Raw genomic sequence first — 20,538 nt, forward strand, 5'->3', positions numbered from 1 at the left:
CTCTTCATCGGACAGTTCATGGCGACGTATCACCCGACCATGATCCACCACACAAGATCAATTGAAGACACGGCCTAGGCCTCCGGAAGGGTGCCGCCCGAGGGGCGGCACTCTTCCGGGAGGTCAGGAGGGCGCGCCCCTCAGCGCGGGCGCCGGGATCTCGGCGGCCCCCGCCTCGTACAGGGCGTGCGAGGCCCGGAGCACGAGATCGTCCCGGTGGCGGGCGGCCACGAGCTGCACTCCCGCGGGCAGCCCGTCCGCGTCGACGCCGCAGGGCACCGAGGCCGCGGGCTGCTGCGTCAGGTTGAAGGGGTAGGTGAACGGCGTCCACTCCGTCCAGCGCCGGTAGCCGGAACCCTCGGGCACCTCGAGCCCCGCGCCGAAGGCGGTACCGGGCGTCGTGGGCGTCACGAGCAGGTCGTACGTCTCATGGAAGACGCCCATCCGCTTGCCCAGCGCCATGCGGACGTCCACCGCGCCCAGGTAGTCGAGGGCGCTGCGCGCGGCGCCGTCCTCGGCGACCTCCCGCAGACCGGGGTCCAAGGCCTCCCGCTGCTCCTCCGTGAAGAACTGGGTGACGCGGGCGGCCCCGGCGAACCACAGGGAGTGGAACGCTTCGAGGGGGTCGTCGAACCCGGGGTCGGTCTCCTCGACGACGGCGCCCAGCTCCTGCAGCTTCTCCACCGAGCGGCGCACGCCGGCGGCGACCGCCGGGTCGACCTCGACGCGTCCGCCGAAGTCGGGCGAGTAGGCGACGCGCAGCCCGCGCACCCCTTCCTTCACCGTCTCCCGGAACGAGCCGGCCGGCGGGGCGAGTTGCGACCAGTCGCGGGCGTCCGGCTGCGAGATCACGTCCATCAGCAGCGCGGCGTCCCGCGCGTCCCGGGTCATCGGGCCGACGTGGGCGAGCGTGCCGAAGGCGCTGGCGGGATAGATCGGCACCCTGCCGTAGGTCGGCTTGAGGGCGAAGATCCCGCAGAACGCGGCCGGGATGCGCACCGACCCTCCGGCGTCGGTGCCGAGCGTCAGCGGCCCCGCGCCGAGCGCCACCGCCGCCGAGCCGCCGCCGCTGGAGCCGCCCGCCGTGCGGGAGGTGTCGTAGGGGTTGCGGGTGACGCCGTGGCGGGGGCTGTCCGTCACGCCCTTCCAGCCGAACTCGGGGGTCGTCGTCCGGCCGATGAAGACCGCACCTGCCTCGCGCATGCGGGCCACCGACGGGGCGTCCTCCTCCCACGGGCCGTCGGCGGACGAGGACCAGGAGCCGCGCAGCGTCGGCCTGCCGCGCTCCAGGAGGATGTCCTTCACCGTGGCGGGGACGCCTTCGAGCGGGCCCCTGGGCTCGCCGCGCCGCCAGCGGTCCGCCGATTCGCGGGCCTGGTCGAGAGCCTCGTCGCCGTAGATGCCCACGAAGGCGTTGACGTACGGCTGCACCTTCTCGGCCTGTTCGATCACCGCACGGGTGACCTCCACGGGGGAGAAGTCTCCTGTCGTGTACCCGGCAACGAGTTGCGCGGCGGTGAGGCTGCTGAGATCCGACATGGCGACCTTTCGGGTGAGACCTGCGGGACCTCACGACGGCGTCGTGAGGCGTGGGTCGAGAGGGGTGAGCGGTAACAGGGGAGCGGGGCCCGTGAAGGGCCCGACGGACGGTGCCGGCACCGCGCGGCGGGAACCGGCCGGAGCGTGGCGGCCCCGGGCCGGGCCCGCCACGCGTGAGCCGTCCTCAGGAGGTGGAGGGGACGTAGCCCAGGTCCTTGTCGACGACGTTCAGCAAGGGCTCCCCGGCCTCCCAGCGGTCGAAGTTGTCGAGGAACTGCTCGGCCAGGTCGTCCCGCCAGCCGATCGTGTCGCCGCTCATGTGCGGGGAGACCAGCAGGCCCGGGACGTCCCACAACTCGCTCTCGGAGGGCAGGGGTTCGTCCGCGAAGACGTCCAGGGCGGCTCCCGCGATGCGGTGCTCGACGAGCGCCCTCTTCAGGTCCTTCTCGACCACGTGCTGGCCGCGGCCGACGTTGATGAAGTGGGCGCCGGGCTTCATACGGGCGAACGCCGCCGCGTCGAACATCCCGCGCGACTCCTCGGTCAGCGGCGCGACGCACACGACCCAGTCCGCGTCGCCCAGCAAGCCGTGCAGCGCGTCGCCGGCATGCACCTTGCCGAAGTCGGGGTCGCCGGTCCGCTCCGTACGCCCGACGAGCTCCACCGAGACACCCAGTGCCTTCAAAGTCCGGCCGACGGCCCTTCCAATTGGCCCGGACCCGACCACAACACCCCGAGTCCCCCCGACTCTTTTTGTCTCTCGGTGCCGCCAGCGGCGCTGACGCTGCAATTCCCAGCTCCCCCGGAAATCTTTGGCCATAGCAAGAGTGAGGCCGGCTACGTATTCGGCAATGGGCTGGTCAAAGACGCCTCGCGCGTTGGTAATGACGGTGTCCGGTGACGCGCTCAGTTCGGGCAGCAGCCGGTCGACTCCCGCGCTCGGCGTGTGCACCCAGCGCGGCCTCGGGCCGCCGCCCGGCCAGGCCTCCCGCACGGCGTCGGAGAGAAAGTCCCACACCAGCAGCACGTCGGCTGCGGGCAGGTGCTCGGCCAGGGTGTTCTCGTCCGCGTGGACGATACGGGCGCGGCCCGAGAGCCGGTCCAGGCGGGGCAGCGGGTCGGCGTCGAGGACAAGGAGACAAGGCTCGGTCATTGGCAGGAAACCACTTCGAAACGAGGGGGCGGTTGACTGGGCGAGTCAGCTCAACTCGACGGCGTGAACTCCTCACAGATGCAAGGATTGACCACGGTAGGTAGCGCAAACTACCGTCGTCAATGAAGGCATCTGTCCCGGCGTTCCGGCTAATGCCGGCTCCTGTTTTTTCCCTTCCGGCCTCAGGCCACCCCTCCGTTCTTTGGGGCTCAGCTAATGGATGTCTCCTTCCTCGGCGGACCGCAGCCACAACGCGGTGTCGGAATCGTCGCCCCCTTCGACTTCGCTCTCGACCGGGAGCTGTGGCGCTGGGTGCCCGACGACGTGTCATTGCACCTGACACGGACCCCTTTTGTCCCCGTCGAGGTCAGCCTCGACCAGGCCCGGCTCGTCAGCGAGCACGAGACTCTGCGCGAGGGCGTCCAGGCTCTCGGCGCCGTGTCCCCCGAAGTGATGGCCTATGCATGCACCTCCGGCAGCTTCGTCGGAGGCATGACGGGTGAGAAGGCGATGACGGCGGCCATGGAAGAGGCCGGTGAGATCCCGTCCCTGACCACGTCCGGCGCTCTCCTCGGCGCTCTCCGGGAGATCGGCGCCCGCCGCGTCGCCCTGGTCACCCCCTACACGAAGTCCGTCACCGACTCGCTGGAGGAGTTCCTCGGCGAGGCCGGTGTGTCCGTCACGGGCCGCAGCTATCTCGGGCTGACCCGTGAGATCTGGCGGGTGCCGTACCGGGACGTCGTCGACATGGCCCGCGAGGCGGTCTCCGACGCTCCGGACGCCCTGTTCATCAGCTGCACCAACCTGCCGACGTACGACGTCATCCCGCAGCTCGAAGCGGAGCTGCGGATGCCCGTCCTCTCCGCGAACCAGGTGACGATGTGGGACGCGCTGCGCCGCATCGGCAAGGAAGCGGTGGGGCCCTACCAGGCGCTGCTGGACCCGGTCGCGCGCCGCGGCCCCGCAGCCATGACGTCCTCGCTGCCCGCCGCCGCTCCGGAGCCGGCCGGTCCCGAACCGGTGGAGGCACCCCGCCCCGTCGAGGCGGAGGCGGCCCTGGCCGCTGCGGGTGCCGAGAGCGGCGAACCCCTCGACGGTTACGAGCAGGGCTACCCCTCGGGCCTCACCGACGAGTGGGGAGGCGGCGGCCAGCCGCCCGTGTGATCCCAGGTCACGCGCGGCGGTCCGCGGCGCGCCCCGGGAACGACAACAGCAACGGCGCCGGACACCGTGTCCGGCGCCCGACCGTGCCCGCGTCCGCACACATACGCGCGCCCCGCCGGCCCGTGCGGACGCGACAGCACACCGGCAGGCGGCCGGTCCGGCCGCCCCCTCCGATCACCCAGTCCGAACAGTCACAACAGCCGGGCAGCCGCCCGGCGAGGCTCAAGAGCGCTCAGGAGGCGTAGATGGCACAGGCGGCATCCCAGTCGCAGGCGGTGGGATTCCTCTACCCCGGCTTCTCGGCCGAAGACGACTATCCGCGGCTCGAGCGCATCCTCGCGGACGCCGGAGCCGGCGTCCGCCTGCCGCTCGTCCACACCGACATCGGCGAGGACGCGCACCGCGCCGACGCCCTCCTCGAGATGGGTTCCACCAAGCGACTGGCCGCCAAGGTCGACGAGGTCAAGCAGCAGGACGTGCAGGCCGTCGTCTGGGCGTGCACCAGCGCCAGCTTCGTCTTCGGCTGGGACGGCGCCCACGAGCAGGTGCGGGAGCTGTCCGCCACGGCGGGCCTGCCCGCGTCCAGCACCTCCTTCGCCTTCGCGCACGCCGTGCGGGCGCTCGGCGTGGAGCGCGTCGCCATCGGCGCGACCTACCCCGAGGACGTCGGAGAGCTGTTCACCGCCTTCCTGAAGGCGGCCGGCGCCGAGGTCGTCTCCATGCGGGGGAGCGGCATCATCACCGCCGCGGAGGTCGGCACCTGGGGCAAGGAGGAGGTCCTCGCCCTCGCCCGGGGCGGCGACCACCCCGAGGCCCAGGCCGTGCTGCTGCCCGACACGGCGCTTCACACCGCCGCCTGGATCCCGGACATCGAGGAGGCGCTCGGGAAGCCCGTCCTGACGGCCAACCAGGTCACCGCCTGGGAGGGGCTGCGCCTCCTGGAGCGCCAGGTGCGCTGCCCCGCACTGGGCAGGCTCTTCACCTGACGGCACGCCTCGCGGCCCCGGCCGCGAGGCGTGCCGGGCCTGACGGCCGCGCGTCCGCCTGTTCCCGCGTACACCGGGAGCAGGCGGGAAGAGATCGGCGCCGCCCGCCGTTGACCTTCGGGAAGACCGGTGAACGAGCGGAGGGCGGAACACGTGGAGGACGTCAGCGCCACAGGCGGCAGCGGTGAGAACAGCGGCCACACCGGCCGGGACGGCGGCATCCGGGGCGAGGCGCGGGGCAGCGCGCCCGTCCCCCTGTCCGTCCTGGACCTGGCGAACGTCGGTGCGGGCTGCACCTCCCGGGACGCCCTGGCCGCAACGGCCGAGACCGCGCAGCTCGCCGAACGGCGCGGTTTCACCCGCTACTGGATAGCGGAGCACCACTCCATGCCCGGCGTCGCCAGCTCCTCGCCCGCCGTCGTCCTCGCCCACCTCGCCGCCCGTACCGACCGCATCCGGCTGGGCTCGGGCGGCGTGATGCTGCCCAACCACGCCCCGCTCGTCATCGCCGAGCAGTTCGGCACGCTCGAAGCCCTCGCCCCCGGCCGCATCGACCTCGGTCTGGGACGGGCCCCCGGCACGGACGGGGCGACCGCGGCAGCGCTGCGCCGTACGTCCCGTCTCCAGGAGGGCGCGGAGGAGTTCCCGCAGCAGCTCGCCGAGCTGACGCACTTCCTCGACGGCGACTTCCCGGACGGCCACCGCTACGCCCGTATCCACGCCGTCCCGGGGCCCGTGCAGGGAGCCTCCGGCCGGCCGCCGCTGTGGCTTCTCGGCTCGTCCGGCTTCAGCGCCCAGCTCGCGGGCAGCCTGGGGCTGCCGTTCGCGTTCGCGCACCACTTCTCCGCGCGCAACACGCTGCCCGCGCTGGAGCTCTACCGCGAGAGCTTCCGGCCCTCGGCGGTGCTCGACGAGCCGTACGCGCTGATCGGCGCCGCCGCCCTCGCCGCCGACGACGAGGCCCAGGCCCGCCGCCAGGTGCTCACCGGCGCCCTGGCGATGCTGCGCCTGCGCACGGGACGGGCCGGTCTCGTGCCGACACCCGAGGAGGCGGAGGCGTACTCGTTCAGCGGGGCGGAGCGCGACTTCGTGGACAGCTGGCTGGCCAACGTCACCCACGGCACCCCCGATGCGGTACGCGACGGCCTGGACGCCCTGGTCAAGCGCACCGGAGCCGACGAGCTGATGCTCACGGCCAACGTCCACACCCCCTCGGCCCGCGTGCGCTCGTACGAACTCCTCGCCGACGCCTACGACTTGCCCTCGGAAGCCCGGTAGGGACGCGCCGCCGGGCAGTGCCGCGGGACGGGGTGGACCCCGTAGGACACCTGCGCCCTTGCCCGCCGGCGCCCGCCTCGCCCGCGGACACCGCTCGCGGGGAAAACCGCTGGAGGAGGCGGCGCAGGCCGTGATCCCCTCGGCCCATGGTCTCCACCGACCGGCTGCTCGCCTTCGCCGCCATGTCCCTCCTGCTGATCGTGGTACCCGGACCCAGCGTGCTCTTCGTGATCGGGCGGGCGCTGGCCCAGGGGCGCCGCGCCGCGCTGACCACGGTCGTGGGCAACACGCTGGGCGCCTACGCGCTCGTGGTGTGCGTCGCGCTCGGAGTCGGCTCCGTCGTGGAGCGGTCGGCCCTCGCCTTCACCGCGCTGAAGCTCGTGGGCGCCGCGTACCTGATCCACCTCGGGGTCAGGGCGGTGCGCCGACGCGGCTCGCTCCAGGCGGCGTTCACCGAGGATTCCCCCGCCCGCGGGGGTGGGCGGACGCTGTGGGAGGGCTTCGCGGTCGGTGTCGCCAACCCCAAGACGATGGTCTTCTTCGCCGCCGTGCTGCCCCAGTTCGTGGATCGCGAACAGGGCGGCGTCACAGGGCAGATGCTGCTGCTCGGCCTCGTCTTCAACGTCATCGCCGTCGCGTGCGACAGCGTCTGGGGGCTCGCCGCGGCGACCGCACGGGAGTGGTTCGCACGCTCACCGCGGCGGCTCGCCTTCGTCGGCGGAGCCGGCGGCCTCACGATGATCGGCCTCGGCGTGACCGTCGCCGCGACGGGGCGCAAGGACTGACCCGCCGGGCGTCCCGGGGTACGTCCCGCAGGTGTCGCTAGGCTCTGTCTGACAAATCCCGCCTGGTTGGCGGTGTCCGGCACGCGTCCTCACTGCGTTGTCGATCGTCGGCGCAGCCCGCTGCGCTCTCTCCCCCTCGGCCTCGCGGCCTGGGAGGTGCCCCCACCCTCCGCCTTGCGATCACACGCACCGGACACCGCCAACCACGTCCTGACGGACGTACGACGCTATTTGTCAGACAGAACCTAGTGCAGCAGCGCCGAGACGCAGTGCGCGGGCATGGGCTTGGCGTAGTGCCAGCCCTGACCCGTGTCGCAGCCGATGCGCCGCAGCCGGTCCGCCTGGCCCTGGTCCTCCACGCACTCGGCGGTCACCGTCAGGCCGAGCTCGTGGGCGAGGCGCACCAGGGCCGTGACGATCGTCTCGTCGGCCGGATTGGCATGCCGGGGAGCGTGGAAGCCCCGCACGAACGACCCGTCGAGCTTCAGTGCGCGTACCGGCAGGCGGCTGAGGTAGGCGAGGTTCGAGTAGCCGGTGCCGAAGTCGTCGATGGCGATGCGCACGCCCGTGTCACTGAGGGCCTGAAGGGCCTGCAGCGGCCGGCCCGCGGAGCCCATGACCGCCGATTCGGTCAGCTCCAACTGCAGCAGCCCGGACGGCAGTCCGGTCTTCTCCAGTACGTGGCGCACGTCGGCGACGAGGTCGGAGTCCCACACCTGCCGCACGGCCACGTTCACACTGACGTAGATCGGCGGGCCGGGGTGTCCGAGCATCCAGTTACGGGCCTGGCGGCACGACTCCTCCAGGACCCAGCGGCCGAGCGGCACGATCGCGCCGTTCTCCTCCGCCAGCCCGATGAAGCGATTCGGGCCGAGCTTGCCGAACTGCGGGTGCCGCCACCTGACGAGTGCCTCGACGCCCCGCAGCATGTCGTCCTCGAGGCTCACGATCGGCTGGTAGTCCAGTACGAACTCGCCTCGTTCGACGGCACCGCGCAGGCCGGATGACAGGGCCTGACGCGTCATGCGGTGCGCGTTCCGCTCGGGATCGAAGAGGCTCCAGCGGGACTTGCCGTCCGCCTTCGCCCAGTACAGCGTCGTGTCGGCGGCCTGCATCAGCTCGGTGGGGTCCGTCCCCTCGGCCTCGCGTTCCACCACCCCGATGCTGGCGGAGACCGTGAGCCGCTGCCCGCCCAGGTCGAACGGCCGCTGGAGAGCCGTCAGCACCGAGTCGGCCAGGGCCGTGAGCTGCTCCTCGCCCGTCGAACCGTCCACGAGCAGTGCGAACTCGTCGCCTCCGAGCCGCGCCGCGAGGTGGCGCTGCCCGCCGCTCTCGGCGCACTGGACGAGGCGCTGGGCCACCGCGTCGAGCAGTTCGTCGCCCACGCGGTGGCCCATGGTGTCGTTGACCGCCTTGAACCCGTCGAGATCCAGGTAGCAGATGCCGACGCGTCCGGTCGCGGTCTCGGAGAGGGCGGTCGCGAGACGTTCGAAGAAGAGGGCGCGGTTGGGAAGGCGCGTCACCGGGTCGTGCATCTGGAGGTGGCGCAGCCGGTCGCGCAGGTCGCGCTGTTCGCTGATGTCGGCGACGGAGAGGAGCGCTTCGCCGTCGTGCGTGGTCGGGACGAGGGTGATCTCGGCCCAGAGAGTGTGGCCGTCGTGGTTCTTCAGCCGGCGGGTGCAGCTCATCCGGGGGGCGCCGGTTCCGCACGCGGCGCTCCCGTTTCCGTTCCGGGCTCCGCTCCGCTTCTGCTTCCCGTTCGCGCTGCCGGTGTCCGGCTCGCTCGTGCCGCGTCCCGACAGCACGCCTCCGCTCCGGAAGGCACTGCTGTCCAGCCCCAGCGAGGGCAGATCGGTGATGGAGGCGGAGACGAGCGACTCCGGGGCGGCGCCGAGCAGTGTGCCGAGCGCCTGGTTCGCGCTGACGACCCGCCCGTCGCGGTCGACGATCGCCATGGCGAGCCGCGCGGCGTTGAACGCGGCGCGGAAGTCGTTGTCCCGCTTACGCCCGCGCCACTCGCCCCTGGCGTGCCAGCCGCCGCGGGAGCGGCTACGTTCCGTGATTTTCTGCGGAGGATTTCCGGTGGCGCTGCCGGAGTCTGTGGCCGGTCCTTCGATGGGTCCGTTCACCGATCGCTCCCGCCGGGTGGCTCGTCGCGTGCGAATCAGCCGGGCGTTCGGCCCGAAGCGCTTCGTGGCGATCCGCGCTGGAAATGTGCCGATCATAGAGGTTCGGGCGTGAGCGGAGCCAGCATCCACGGCGTCCCACCGGGTCGTTGGTGCGGGTGTTGCCAGAGGGGGGACGCGAGGGTGACCGTTCCTGCAAAGGTGCGGGAAAGGTTCTGATCGTGTACCGCTGCGAATCACGCACGGTAGTCATATTGCCGCTCACGCGCCTGGTCTAACGGAACAGGACTTAGCCGACATTACGGGCAAGGGTTGAAGGGTCCTACTCCCTGCCCTGTGAGGTCGGAACGTGGCGCGACTGCGGAAGCACGGTTCGCGGAGAGCCGCTTCCGTGCGGTGCGGGTGGCGCCGTGCGGGAGCCGTCGTCACCGCACTCTGCGCCTTCATAGGCATGGCGCTCTTCGCGGGACCGATAACCGCGGCCGCAGTGGCCGCCCCCTGCGCGCTCCCGCGGACGGGCGCCCACCACTCCCTCGGCGTGGACAGCTGGGACACCGCGTACCCGCGTCCCGAGCGCCGGCTCGACGCCGTGATGCTCTTCCTCTCGTTCCCGGACTCCCGCCCCCAGGTCACCCCCGGGGAGCTGGCCTCCGACCACTTCCCGAGCACCTCGGACTTCTTCTCCCGCGCCTCCTACGGGAAGTTCCGGCTCAGAACACACCCCGTGAAGCGCTGGATACCGATGCCGGCCGCGTCCCGCTCGTACGGGATAGAGCGCGACTGGGAGGCCGGCAAACGCACGAAGTACCTCCACGACGCGATAGCCGCCGCGGACCCGCGCATCGACTTCAGCAAGTACGACCTGGTCTACCTCGTGGCCGACCCCGACGCCCGCGGCGTCGACTCCGACGCCACGAAGGTCGTCAACTTCGACGACCCCATAGAGGCCGACGGCACCGACCTGCGGCGCCTCGTCACCGTCTTCGAGCAGAGCCCGCCCGACCGGCACGTCCTCGCCCACGAGACCGGGCACGCCTTCGACCTCCCGGACCTCTACCAGCGTCCCGCCTCGGGGAAGGCCGACTGGGACACCTACGTCGGCGACTGGGACCTCATGGGCAGCCAGTTCGGACTCGCCCCCGACCTCTTCGCCTGGGAGAAGTGGAAACTCGGGTGGCTCTCACGGCGCAACGTGAGCTGCGTGCCGGCCGACCGGGGCAGCAGTACGCACCACCTGCAGCCCGTCGCCGCGCACCCCCTCGGGGGGAAGGGCGACCGGCGGCTCGCGGTGGTGCGCACCGGCCACCATGAGGCGCTGGCGATAGAGGCCCGTGACTCGGAGGGCAACGACCGCGGCCTGTGTGCGGCCGGGGTGCTCATGTACTGGGTGCGCAGCGACCGCGCCTCGACCTACGGCCCGATCCGGGTGGTCGACGGCCATCCCGGCACGCACGCCTGCAGCGACGGGTCGGTCTACCCCTCGCTGGCGGACGCCCCGATCGGCCCGGGTGAGAGCTACGAGACGGACCGCGGAGGCGGTATCCGCGTGGAGGTCACCGGCCACAGCGCCGACGGCGGCTGGCGCGTGAAGGTCACGCGCAAGACCGGGACCGCGTGAACCGTACGCGCACGTCAGCTGAGGGGCCGGGCGGGGAATCCGCCACTTTCCGGTGCTCCGGTCCGCCGGCGGCGCGGTCTCCCGGCGCTCAGCGGGGCGGTGCGACCCGCCGTCCGCGTACGGCGGCCGTGCCGCCGAGCTCCTGCAGCAACTCGGCAAGCAGCGCCCGGTGTTCGGCGAGGCGCTCAGCCCCGAAGCGTTCGCCCAGCCGTCGGTCCAGCTCCGCGCGTGCCTGGCGGGCCGCGGCGACGGCCTCCCGTCCGCGGTTCGTGAGCCGCACGCGGCGCACCCGGGCGTCGCGCGGGTCGGGCGTCCGTTCGGTGTAACCGAGGCGTTCCAGTTCGGCGACGGCCTTCGAGGCGCCCTGCTGGGTCATCTCCAGCTCGGCGGCGAGTTCCCCGACGGTCGGCTCCGCGTCGACGAGGTGCTGGAAGACGTAGCCGTGGGAGAAGCGCAGGGCGCCGTGACCGCGTGCGGCGAGTTGCTCCTGGATGTGGCCGGAGGCGGCGAAGCCCGCGAAGAGGGCGAGGGTGCCGGTGTCCAGGGTGAGCGGGTCGACGGAGGAAGGCATGGGCACATCCTCACTTTAACAACAAGGGTTGTGCAACTATGGTTGACGATATGAGTGAAGAGACGACTGACGAGACGGCCGGAGAGATGACCCACCACCCGCGCTCCGCGGCGCCCCCTGGGGGCCGTGCCCCCGGCCCCCGCGAGCTGCCGGACCACCCCGACGTCCGCGCCGCCGTGCGTTACCACCAGGCGGTCGCCCGTTTCGCCGCCGGCGACGAGCTCGCCGTCTTCTTCCACGAGGACGCCGTCCACCGGGAGCTGCCCAACGCCCTCTTCCCGGACGGAGCGGTCCGTGACAGGGGTGGAGTGACGGCCGCCGCCGAGGCGGGCCGCAAGGCCCTGAGCAGGCAGACCTTCGACGTCGTCAACGCGGTCGCGGCGGACGGGCAGGTCGCCCTCGAAGTGCTCTGGACGGGAACCCTCGCCGTGCCGCTGGGAGAGTTGCCGGCCGGCCATGTGCTGCGGGCGCACATCGCGACGTTCCTGGAGTTCCGGGACGGCAAGATCGTCGAGCAGCGCAACTACGACTGTTACGAACGGCTGGAGGCCGAGCCCGGCTGACCGTCCCGGGCCGGCTGAGGGCGCCCCGAGGTGCGGTGCGCACGTCGAAGGCCCCCCGCTTCCACGAGGGGCCTTCGACTGTCTGTGCGCCGCCAGGGACTCGAACCCCGGACCCGCTGATTAAGAGTCAGCTGCTCTAACCAACTGAGCTAGCGGCGCCTGCTGACGTCGTAGACCTTAGCATCACCGTCCGCTGTTCCCGAAATCGATTGTTCGGCGGCGGCAAGGCCGCGACCTGCGAGGACGGGGTAGTGGACGGCCGGGGTGAGTCGTTCGCGATGTGAGCGCAGGCAGGCACGGAGGAGCACGTCGGCTCCCGGCAGCCACGGGTGCCGAAGGTCGGGAGCGACCAGCCACCGGGAGCGCGACGCCGCCGCGCCCGGGGCCGGGCCGCCCGCTCCGCTTTCCGTGCTGCCGGCGGACCCGAGGGGGCGCAGGCCCGGGACCGTCACGTAGTCGCCGGGTCCGTGGCACATGAGCGACGGGAACGTTTCTGCTACGGCGGGCTCGCGGGCGTCGCGCGAACTCCACGGGGCTGACGTGGCGGCAGCGGCTTCCGTGCCGGCCTGCGGCGGGCGCCGCCACTCGCCCCAGTTCGAGAGCGCCGCGAGCCGCCCGGCCGTGCCCGGGGCGGCGAACAGCAGCACCCGGCCCCGGTGGACGGCGACGGGTCCGGTGCCCGGGCCTTTCGTCCATAAGCGGTCCAGCAGGCGGCGGCCGGGGAGCAGCGGCGTGCTCACGACGTCGAAGACGGTGCCGCAGGGCAGGGTCCGGGGCGCGTCGGGGCGGTGCCGCCACAGGGCGTGCACGCTCGCCGGGAAGAGGCTGGCGGACGCGAGCCAGTCGGCGCCGGCGGGTGTGACGAAGGAGGGGCCCCGGTCGGCGGGAGTGTGCCGCGAGGCGCTGGTGGAGGTGAACTCCAGGATGTCGGGGTGGCCGACGGGGTCGACGCGCTCGGGGGTGGTGTCCCGTTGCCAGTCACTCATGGCATACACATCTACCGGACATGCCGTTGTGTTTTGAACAGTCTCGGGAAAACCGGACAAGAGCAAGCGGTTTCGGGTAGGTTGCGCCCCCTGCATATGCCACCCGCGTACGACGGGAGGCTTCGGAGCGACGGCGCTTGCCGCGGTCCGGAGCGGAGGGCTGCCGGAGCCGCGACACGTGCCCGGACCGCGCTGGAGGGACGTGCGGCGGCCGGGCTGCCCGTCCCGCCGGACGGGCCTACTCGGGGCCGCGGTCCGCGAGGAGCTCGCGTCCGAACTCGATCATCTTGCGGGCGTAGTCCTCCGCCCAGTCGCCCTGCTCGGCGACGGCCGCGTCGGAGAGCTTGTCGAAGCGCTTGGGGTCCGCGAGCTGCGCAGCGGCCATCGCCTGGAACTCCACGGCGCGGTCGGCGGCCGCCCGGAACGCGAGTGCGAGTTCCGTCGAGCGTTCCAGCAGCTCGTGAGGGTCGCTGATCGCCTCCAGGTCGAAGAACTGCTCGCCGTCCCCCTGCTTCTCAGCGGGCTCGAAGAGCAGCGGTGCCGGACGGCGGAAGCGCGGACTGCCCCCGCGCGGGTCCGGAGCCGAATGCGGCTCGGGCATGGTGGCTACCTCCATCTGTCGTGGCCGTCGACCATTGTCCTGCTTTCCCCGCCCATGTGCAGAGGGCCTCCGGGCTCGCGGGCGCGGGCGAGGGCGCGCGCGGGGCTCACCGCTCCCACGGCACCGCGTGGGCCGCCAGGTGGGAGAGCACTGCGTGGTTCGCCTCCCAGCCGTCGGGGAACTTCACCGTGACCCCCAGCTGGACCGGCTCGGTACTGGGGTGCTCGTCGAGCAGTTCGGGGACGCCCGCCCGGCAGACGACGATGCAGGCGTGCCGGTGACGGGAGGCCAGCACGCACAGCCGCCCGGTCTCCAGGTGGAACGCGGTGGCGTCGGGACGTCCGGACAGCGGGTGGAGGACGACCGTCACGTCGAACTCCCGTCCCTGGAGCCGGTTCGCGGTGTCCACGGCGACGGCCGTGAGACCCGCGTCTGCGGTGTCCTCGTCCGCCGCGAGCGCGGCCAGAGCCGCGCGGACGGCCGCGGCCTGGTCCCGGTGCGCGGTGCCCACGGCGACGCGGTCGGCGGTCAGGGGCGCGGACGCGTCCGAGCGTTCGTCCGTGGTGGCGCCGCGCCGGGTCAGCAGGCTCCGTACGACCTGGGCCACGGCGTCCACGGCTTCCGGATCGGTGCGCGGAGTCGTGCGGGAGGGCAGTTCGAGCAGGCCCCAGCCGGAGGCCGCCGCCTCGTCGACGACCCGGTCCACCGGTGTGCCGTCCGAGGGGGCGCCGAAGGTGAGGGACCGGTCCCCGGGGCCCGTGCCGCTGCGGAAGGGGGTGTACGGGTAGAACGCCGCCGAGACCAGGGGAGCCGCGGAGGAGGGCAGCCGCCAGGAGACCGGGAGGCGGTGCTGGGGCAGCCCGGGGTTGTGGGACAGGAGGGTCGTGACGGCGCTCGCCGACGGGTCGTAGGTCAGCCCCGCCCACTGCTCCGCGCCCACCTGGCTGAACGGGTCGAGCTGGCCCGGATCGCCGACGAAGAGGGCCTTCTCGAAGAGCCCGGCGACGGCGAGCAGGGCGTCGGAGCGCATCTGGTAGGCCTCGTCCACGATCGCGTGCGGCCAGGGCGTCTCCGTCTTCACCCAGGACCACTTGGCGGCGGTCGACACGACGACCGGCAGCTCGCGGAGGTCGGCGATCTTGGCCGAGGTGACGACCGCGGCGTACTCGTCCAGGGCGGGGTCGTAGGGGCGGGGCTCGCTGCTGTGCAGGCGGCCGACGGGCAGCTCCGGATCGGCGTCCGCCAGCCGGCCGACGAGGTCGTCGACCTGCGCGTTGGTCTGGGCGATCACGATCAACGGGCGCCCCGTCGCGGCCAGTTCGCGTGCGGCACGTACGACGAGTGTCGACTTGCCGGCGCCGGGCGGCGAGTCCACGACGACGCCGCGGGAGGCGCTGTGCAGGGCGTCGTGGAGGATCGCTTCGGTGGCCCCGGCAGCGGCCTCGGCAGGGGAGGCGGCCTCGGCAGAGGGGTACCGGGACGGGGCTGCCGGCCCGCTCGCCGAGGCGGTGCCCGCGGGGCGAGGAGGTGCGCTCACAGCAGGTCCTCACTGGTGACGGGGTCGGGGAGCGGGAGGGGCGCGGGCGTGCGTTCTTCGACCGGCCGTTCCGAGCCGACGGTGCCGCCGGGGTCCGGCAGGCCGGGGGTCTGGGCGGGAACGGACGCCGCGGCCGGGCTCTCGGACGGCGGGCCGCCGTGCGTCCAGGGCGTGTCCTCCACGTCGGGCAGGCCCGGGCCGCCGCGCGGGGAGTGCTCGAAGAGCGTCCAGCACAGGCGGTCCCCCTTCTCGGGGACCGTGCCGGGTGCCGGCTCCTTGCTCCGGCCCATGCCGTTCGTCAGCCGGAGCGTCAGCGTGCCCGGACCGTGGCCGTCGACGAACTCGGCGCTCTGGCGGGCGCCTTCGTCCATCGCCCGGTGCACCTTGCCCCCCTCGCTGAGGTGGGGCCGGTCCGTGGTCCGCAGGGTGACGAGGGGCCGCGGCATCGGCCGCTTCCCCTCCGACCAGGCCATCTCGACCTCGACGACCTCCCCTTCGAACGCCTCGCCCGCCAGGCGGCGTTCGGCCATCACCAGCGGGTCGTCGAGCGCCTCCTGGGCCTCCAGCCGGGCCTGCGCCTGCTCGCGTGCGGCGAGTTTGGCCGCCGCCGTGACGGCGTCGTCGAGGCGGGGCTGGGGCGGTTCGCCGCTGCGCACGCGGTCGCGGTGGCCCGTGTAGGACCAGCGGTCGCGCTTGAAGCGCTCGGCCACCCGCTCGCCCTCCGGCAGGCCGCGCAGCAGGTCGACGCCCCGCCACACCGCCTCCCAGGTGGGCCGCAGCTGCGACTCGATCAGCGTCCGCACCTCCTCCTCGGCGCCGTGCACGCCGGCGTCGAAGCGGGCCACGGCCGGCGCCAGCAGCTTGTTGTCGAAGGCGGGGTCCGTGGCCGGACCGGCCGGCGGGCACAGGAGCTGGCCGCCGGCGTCCCGTCCGGTCTCCGCGCGCAGCGCCGCCTCGGCTCCCGTCAGGCCCTCCGGCGGGTCGATCCACGCGAGCAGCGCCCCCAAGTGCTGGTCCTCCAGGGCGCTCTGACCCGTGGCCCAGTGCCGCGACAGCAGCTCCGTCATGGACGTCAGCAGGCACGAGCCGGGGACCCGGGCACGCTCCCCGTACTGCGTGAGCCAGCGCCCCAGCAGTGGTACGCGCGGCGGAGCGGGGTAGGCGGCGTCCGGGTCGTCCTCGGCCGTGCGGCGGAAGCGCATGGAGCGTCCGAGCAGCCGGACGAACTCCACGCCGGGTCCGTTCGGGACGAGCAACTGCGGTGCGTCCACGCACAGTTCGGCCTGCACGGTCACCTTCTTGCCCGTCTCCGGGTCGGTCTCCTTCCGTTCCTCGAACTCGACGTCGTCCAGGGCGGATTCGAGATGGGGGAGGAGCACTCCCGCCAGCCGGGCGAGGAACGCCCACCGCTGGTCCCTGTCGCGCGGCTGGGGGACGACGAGCAGTTCGGGGGCGGCGCGGTCGGTGCCGGCGAGAGCGCCGAGCGGTGCCCCGGCCTCTCCCGCCGTGGTCAACGGCACGAGAACCAGGGGGTGTTCGGCAAGGTGCCGGTGGCGGACGGTCGCACGCGGCCGGGCGCGGCCCGCGGCTGCTGCCTCCATGCGCGCCAGCGCGGACATCAGCGACACGTCGCCTCCCGGTGACGCGCGTGACAACGCCCGTACCGGCGGCCGGGGCGGACGGTCAGCACATCGCCTCCCCGAGCGCTTCGGAGCGGAGCCGGGCGGCGCGGCGCAGCGCCGACCCGGCGGGATCGGCACGCTCTCCGTCCTCGTCCTCGGCCCGGTCCACACTCTGCTGCGACGGGCCGTCGCTCCGGGTGCCGCTTTCGGAATCCGGGCCCAGGCCGGCGGCCTCCAGAACGGCGCCGATCGTGGTGAAGCCGCCGAGCTCGCCCCGGATCGACCTGCCCAGGGACTCGACGGCACCCGCCGCGCGGGCGCGTTCGCGGCAGTGGAAGGCGAGTTCGCAGCTGGAGAGGCATTCGGGCGCGTAGGCGGCGGGCACCGACTCGACGGCTGACGAGAGCTGCCCGGCCGGACGGGACGGATCGAAGACGGTGCCTTCCGGGACCTCGGCGGCGATCTCCTCCAGCCGGGTCAGGCGGGCGAGTTGGCGGCGCGTCGTGGCGCGCTGCTTGCGGATGTCGACGCCGTGCGCGGTCGGCAGGTTCGTGAAGTCCCGGGGGCACACCAGCAACGCCCGCTCCCGGACCGGAGCTTGACCACCGGGGGCCGCCTCCTCCAGGGCCAGCGCGTAGACGGCTGCCTGGCGCGCTGCCGCTCCGACCTTCGCCGCGTCGGCCGAACCGTCGAGGATCGGGAAGGACTTGATCTCGACGACCGTCCAGCTGCCGTCGGGGTGCACAGCGATCGCGTCGGGCTCCAGGTACGCCGTCGAACCGGCGACGTCGAGCGCGAGCATCGGGTGGTACAGCAGCGACCAGCCCCCCGTGCCGCCCTCGTCCGTCCCCTCCACCGGGGGCGCGGCCGGCGGATCCTGCGAGGCCGCCGAGGGGAACAGCGCCGCGCGGGTGCGTGCCGTGCGCCCGGCGGGCCCGTCCGCGGAGAGGTCGGGGACGGTGACGGCGCCCGGCTCGGGGGGCGTCTCGCCGGTGGACGCGCACAGCAGCCGGATCAGCTCGGCGCCGCCGTCCGCCTTGACCTTCGCCTCGAACGAGTTGCCGCGCGCGAAGGCGAACTGCGACTGCCCGAAGGGGGCGGGGGCGCCCAACGCCTGGGCGAGCGCGGCCTTGTCGACCCCGGCGCCGTCCAGCAGCGCCCGGCGGCGGCACCCCGGATTCGCGGCGAGGGCCGCCAGTGCGCGGGCGTCCAGCGGGCGCGGCAGGACTTCGGGACCGCCGCGCAGCTCGGCGAGGCGCCGGCGCAGTGCAGCGGTGCTGCCTTCGGTGTGGGTCATCGGCGTTCGCCTCGGAGAAGACTGCAGTACCAGCGGAAGTCTGGCATCAACCGCTGACAGGCGACATCGCGACGCCCCGTTCGGCGGTTGCGGACAGCGGGTGCGTCCGTCCTCCGCGCGCCCGCGGGCCTGCGGGGCGGCGCTCCGGCCACCATGGGAGAAGCGGGCGAGGACGTGCCGCGCCCCGAGGGGCCGCGGGCACGGACCGCGTGCCGCGACGGCCCGCGCGGTCCCCAACGCCCGTACGGCGTCCGGACGTTCCCATCGACGGTGGAAGAGGAGTCCCATGGCAGCGCGCATCCTGCTGGTCCGGCACGGTGAGACCGAGTGGTCGACCACCGGGCAGCACACGGGCACGACCGACGTCCCGCTGCTCGACGCGGGGCGCCGCGACGCCGAACGCCTCGGACGCCGCCTCTACGGCCCGCCGTGGGACGGGCTTTCCGGTGCCGAAGTGCGCACCAGCCCGCTGTCGAGGGCGCGCGACACCTGCGACCTGGCGGGCTTCGGCGACCGGGCCGTCACGTGGGACGCGCTGAGGGAGTGGGACTACGGCGCGTACGAAGGGCTCACGACGAAGCACATCCGGGAGCGGACGGGCACCGACTGGCTGATCTGGCGGGACGGCGCCCCCGAGGGCGAGAGCCCCGCCGCCATCGCCTCGCGCGTGGACGGCATCGTCGAGTGGGTGCGTTCGGCGGACCGTGACGTGCTGTTCTTCGCGCACGGGCACGTGCTGCGCGTCCTCGGCGCCCGCTGGCTCGGGCAGGAGACCTACTTCGGCCACTGCCTGACGCTCTCGCCCGCGTCGCTGTCGGTGCTGGGCTGGGCCTACGGGAAGCCGGCCGTCGAACGCTGGAACGACACGGGCCACCTGGGCTGACGCGCCCCCGGGCAGGCACCCGGCCCCCGGCACTCCGGTATCCGCAGGCCGCGGCTCGCAGCGGTGGGCCGGAGCCCGCGAACCGGGCGCCGTGCCCGCCCGGCTCGTCGTGCCGTGTGCCGTCAGGCCGTGCGCGGGCGGGGGACCCTGTTGTCCTGCTTGTTCTTCTCCTGCCGGGCGAGGAAGTCGCCGACGGTCTTCTCACCGGCGTACGGACTCAGCCGCTCAGCCGTCTTGTCCAGCATCGAGCTGATGCGCGAGGACTGCACGGGGCCGAGCAGCGCCAGGGCCTTGCTGCCGGCGTCCGCCGCCTCCTCGGGGCGGCGCATCGCGGCGAGGTCGCCCGCCAACTCCGCTGTGAACAGAGCCTTGTTGCGCACGAAATGCGGGTCCTGGAGGTCGACGGCACGGCGGGCGTTCTCCGCCGCGCGCTCCCAGTCGTGCAGCGCGGAGCGGCATTGCGCTTCGAGGCCCGCGAGTTCGGCCTCGCCGAAGAAGCTCATCCACGCGGGGTCGGTGTCCGAGATGCCGCGGTCGAAGAGGGTGTGCGCCCTGCTCAGAGCATCGTTGCAGGCGGAGGTGTCGCCCAGCCCGGCCCAGCCGCCCGCCTCCCGCATGGTGAGAAGCGACAGCAGCCGCGCCGAGCCGAGGTGTTTGGCCGCCTGCTGCCCGGCCTGCGCGGCGCGTACGGCCTCGCGGGGGCGGCCGGCGTCGCGGGCGAGGAACGCCGTGTTGCAGAAGGCGTGGGCCTCCAGCGCGGGGTCGGCGGCGACCCGGGCGGTGGCGAGCGCTTCGGCGTAGTGGGAACGGGCGTCGCCGTACCGGTCCGAGTCGTGTGCCAACCAGCCCACGGAGATGGCGAGTTCACCGGCGCCGTGGTGGATGCGGTCGGTGACGGACTGACGTTGCGGGACGCCCGCGTCGAGGAGTTCGTAGGCGGCCCGCAACGAGTCGCCGGCCTGCCGGTAGAGGCTGCCGGCGCCGTGCCGGTCGTCGAGCAGGCGGATGCGGCGTACGGCGTGCTCCAGGCTCTCTGCCTCGGATTCGCCGATGCGGCGGTGCGGGCGCGCAGCCGAGGGGCGGCCGCCGGTGGTCGCGGGCATGGCGGCCAGGGCGGCCGCCGGGCCGTTGATCATGAACGCGCGACGTAGCACGTCGCTCTCCTCGTGGATCTCGGGACATTCTGAACAGATCGGGCAGGAAGGTGAGTTGTGGCAGGCGTCAGGGGCGTCGCTGGAGAAACCGGTGTCGCTGGGGCCAGTGTGACCAGAGGGGCTCCTGTGGCCGAAGAGGCTACGGGATTGCCCTTGACGGGGCGTCAGTTGTGGCGCTGAATTGTCACCTCCGTAAGCCTCTCCGGGGCGTGCTCCCCGGCCGCGGACGGCCTCTCGGGGGGCGAAGCCCATGTCGGTCAGCGTGCGGCCCGGGAACATGTGCAGGAAGACACGCTCGTAGGCGTAGTTGGGGCAGCGGATCTCGCCGGCCTCCACGCGCCCGATGTACCGGGCGTCGCAAGCGACTTGTTCGCCGATGGCCCGCGCCGCGCGGCGTACGGCGGCGGCGAACTCGGCCGGCGAGCGCGTGCCGCGCAGTCGCCGGAACGCTGTGTTGGGCACGCGGGGCGGGCCCTGTGACGCAGAAGATGTCGACGCCATGGCCGGACGGTACAGGCTGTGACATGGTCAACACGCACTGTTCGGCGGCAAACCGGATATCTCACCCGTCATCTGCCATGAAGTGCCATCCTTTGTGGGCGTCATATGCCGTACCTGTTGACGCTCGAAGCCGTTTATCCCTGCATGACCACTGCGGAGCAGGTCCAAGGAGGG

Annotated in this window: 17 protein-coding genes and 1 tRNA gene; 7 read left to right on the forward strand and 11 right to left on the reverse strand. The window is 72.9% G+C overall.

Annotated elements, in window-relative coordinates; translation table 11 throughout:
- Nucleotides 1–123: 123 nt before the first annotated feature.
- Nucleotides 124–1,539: an amidase gene (locus tag IEY56_RS08745; RefSeq protein WP_189036564.1), complete on the reverse strand. Its 1,416-nt coding sequence runs from the start codon at nt 1,537–1,539 to the stop codon at nt 124–126.
- A gap of 184 nt (nt 1,540–1,723) precedes the next feature.
- Nucleotides 1,724–2,692: a D-2-hydroxyacid dehydrogenase gene (locus tag IEY56_RS08750; protein ID WP_189036565.1), complete on the reverse strand. Its 969-nt coding sequence runs from the start codon at nt 2,690–2,692 to the stop codon at nt 1,724–1,726.
- Between the two features lie 216 nt (nt 2,693–2,908).
- Here IEY56_RS08750 and IEY56_RS08755 point away from each other — a divergent pair, with 216 nt between their 5' ends.
- The 4 genes from IEY56_RS08755 to IEY56_RS08770 all read left to right on the forward strand — a co-directional run bounded on the left by IEY56_RS08755 (nt 2,909) and on the right by IEY56_RS08770 (nt 6,905).
- The gene (locus IEY56_RS08755; RefSeq protein WP_189036566.1) at nt 2,909–3,856 is read left to right on the forward strand and encodes a maleate cis-trans isomerase family protein; all 948 of its coding nucleotides are present in this window, start codon (nt 2,909–2,911) and stop codon (nt 3,854–3,856) included.
- 245 nt (nt 3,857–4,101) lie between these two features.
- Nucleotides 4,102–4,842 (forward strand): maleate cis-trans isomerase family protein, encoded by a 741-nt coding sequence (locus IEY56_RS08760; protein ID WP_189036567.1) that lies wholly within the window; start codon nt 4,102–4,104, stop codon nt 4,840–4,842.
- Nucleotides 4,843–5,061: 219 nt separating this feature from the next.
- The gene (locus IEY56_RS08765; RefSeq protein ID WP_229711761.1) at nt 5,062–6,120 is read left to right on the forward strand and encodes an LLM class flavin-dependent oxidoreductase; all 1,059 of its coding nucleotides are present in this window, start codon (nt 5,062–5,064) and stop codon (nt 6,118–6,120) included.
- Nucleotides 6,121–6,266: 146 nt separating this feature from the next.
- Entirely contained in the window at nt 6,267–6,905 is a 639-nt protein-coding gene (locus IEY56_RS08770) for a LysE family translocator (RefSeq protein ID WP_189036568.1), read from the forward strand.
- Between the two features lie 245 nt (nt 6,906–7,150).
- On the opposite strand, the gene IEY56_RS08775 is transcribed toward IEY56_RS08770, so the two are convergent.
- Entirely contained in the window at nt 7,151–9,034 is a 1,884-nt protein-coding gene (locus tag IEY56_RS08775) for a putative bifunctional diguanylate cyclase/phosphodiesterase (RefSeq protein WP_189036569.1), read from the reverse strand.
- Nucleotides 9,035–9,482: 448 nt separating this feature from the next.
- Here IEY56_RS08775 and IEY56_RS08780 point away from each other — a divergent pair, with 448 nt between their 5' ends.
- The gene (locus tag IEY56_RS08780) at nt 9,483–10,649 is read left to right on the forward strand and encodes a M6 family metalloprotease domain-containing protein (RefSeq protein WP_189036792.1); all 1,167 of its coding nucleotides are present in this window, start codon (nt 9,483–9,485) and stop codon (nt 10,647–10,649) included.
- Nucleotides 10,650–10,737: 88 nt separating this feature from the next.
- On the opposite strand, the gene IEY56_RS08785 is transcribed toward IEY56_RS08780, so the two are convergent.
- Complete coding sequence (locus tag IEY56_RS08785) at nt 10,738–11,220, reverse strand: MarR family winged helix-turn-helix transcriptional regulator (protein ID WP_189036570.1); 483 nt, start codon at nt 11,218–11,220, stop codon at nt 10,738–10,740.
- 50 nt (nt 11,221–11,270) lie between these two features.
- Between IEY56_RS08785 and IEY56_RS08790 the strand changes: the two genes are divergently transcribed.
- Entirely contained in the window at nt 11,271–11,783 is a 513-nt protein-coding gene (locus IEY56_RS08790; RefSeq protein ID WP_229711728.1) for a nuclear transport factor 2 family protein, read from the forward strand.
- 85 nt (nt 11,784–11,868) lie between these two features.
- On the opposite strand, the gene IEY56_RS08795 is transcribed toward IEY56_RS08790, so the two are convergent.
- The 6 genes from IEY56_RS08795 to IEY56_RS08820 form a co-directional block, all read right to left on the reverse strand.
- Nucleotides 11,869–11,942, reverse strand: a tRNA-Lys gene (locus tag IEY56_RS08795).
- On the reverse strand, nt 11,933–12,769 hold the full coding sequence (locus tag IEY56_RS08800) for a bifunctional DNA primase/polymerase (RefSeq protein ID WP_189036571.1): 837 nt from the start codon (nt 12,767–12,769) through the stop codon (nt 11,933–11,935). Before IEY56_RS08800 ends, IEY56_RS08795 begins: the two co-directional genes overlap by 10 nt.
- A gap of 238 nt (nt 12,770–13,007) precedes the next feature.
- On the reverse strand, nt 13,008–13,370 hold the full coding sequence (locus IEY56_RS08805) for a DUF8844 domain-containing protein (RefSeq protein WP_189036572.1): 363 nt from the start codon (nt 13,368–13,370) through the stop codon (nt 13,008–13,010).
- Between the two features lie 106 nt (nt 13,371–13,476).
- Nucleotides 13,477–14,907 (reverse strand): AAA family ATPase, encoded by a 1,431-nt coding sequence (locus IEY56_RS08810; RefSeq protein WP_189036573.1) that lies wholly within the window; start codon nt 14,905–14,907, stop codon nt 13,477–13,479.
- Nucleotides 14,904–16,535, reverse strand: a complete 1,632-nt coding sequence (locus IEY56_RS08815) for a hypothetical protein (protein ID WP_189036574.1) — start codon at nt 16,533–16,535, stop codon at nt 14,904–14,906. Before IEY56_RS08815 ends, IEY56_RS08810 begins: the two co-directional genes overlap by 4 nt.
- A gap of 55 nt (nt 16,536–16,590) precedes the next feature.
- Nucleotides 16,591–17,826, reverse strand: coding sequence for a hypothetical protein (locus tag IEY56_RS08820; protein WP_189036575.1), 1,236 nt, complete (start codon nt 17,824–17,826; stop codon nt 16,591–16,593).
- 286 nt (nt 17,827–18,112) lie between these two features.
- Here IEY56_RS08820 and IEY56_RS08825 point away from each other — a divergent pair, with 286 nt between their 5' ends.
- On the forward strand, nt 18,113–18,709 hold the full coding sequence (locus IEY56_RS08825) for a histidine phosphatase family protein (RefSeq protein ID WP_189036576.1): 597 nt from the start codon (nt 18,113–18,115) through the stop codon (nt 18,707–18,709).
- A gap of 122 nt (nt 18,710–18,831) precedes the next feature.
- Here IEY56_RS08825 and IEY56_RS08830 read toward each other — a convergent pair whose 3' ends face one another.
- Nucleotides 18,832–20,364 (reverse strand): NsdA family TPR-like regulatory protein, encoded by a 1,533-nt coding sequence (locus tag IEY56_RS08830; protein ID WP_189036577.1) that lies wholly within the window; start codon nt 20,362–20,364, stop codon nt 18,832–18,834.
- Nucleotides 20,365–20,538: the final 174 nt, after the last annotated feature.

The sequence above is a fragment of the Streptomyces daqingensis genome (assembly GCF_014645895.1).
Taxonomy (GTDB): domain Bacteria; phylum Actinomycetota; class Actinomycetes; order Streptomycetales; family Streptomycetaceae; genus Streptomyces; species Streptomyces daqingensis.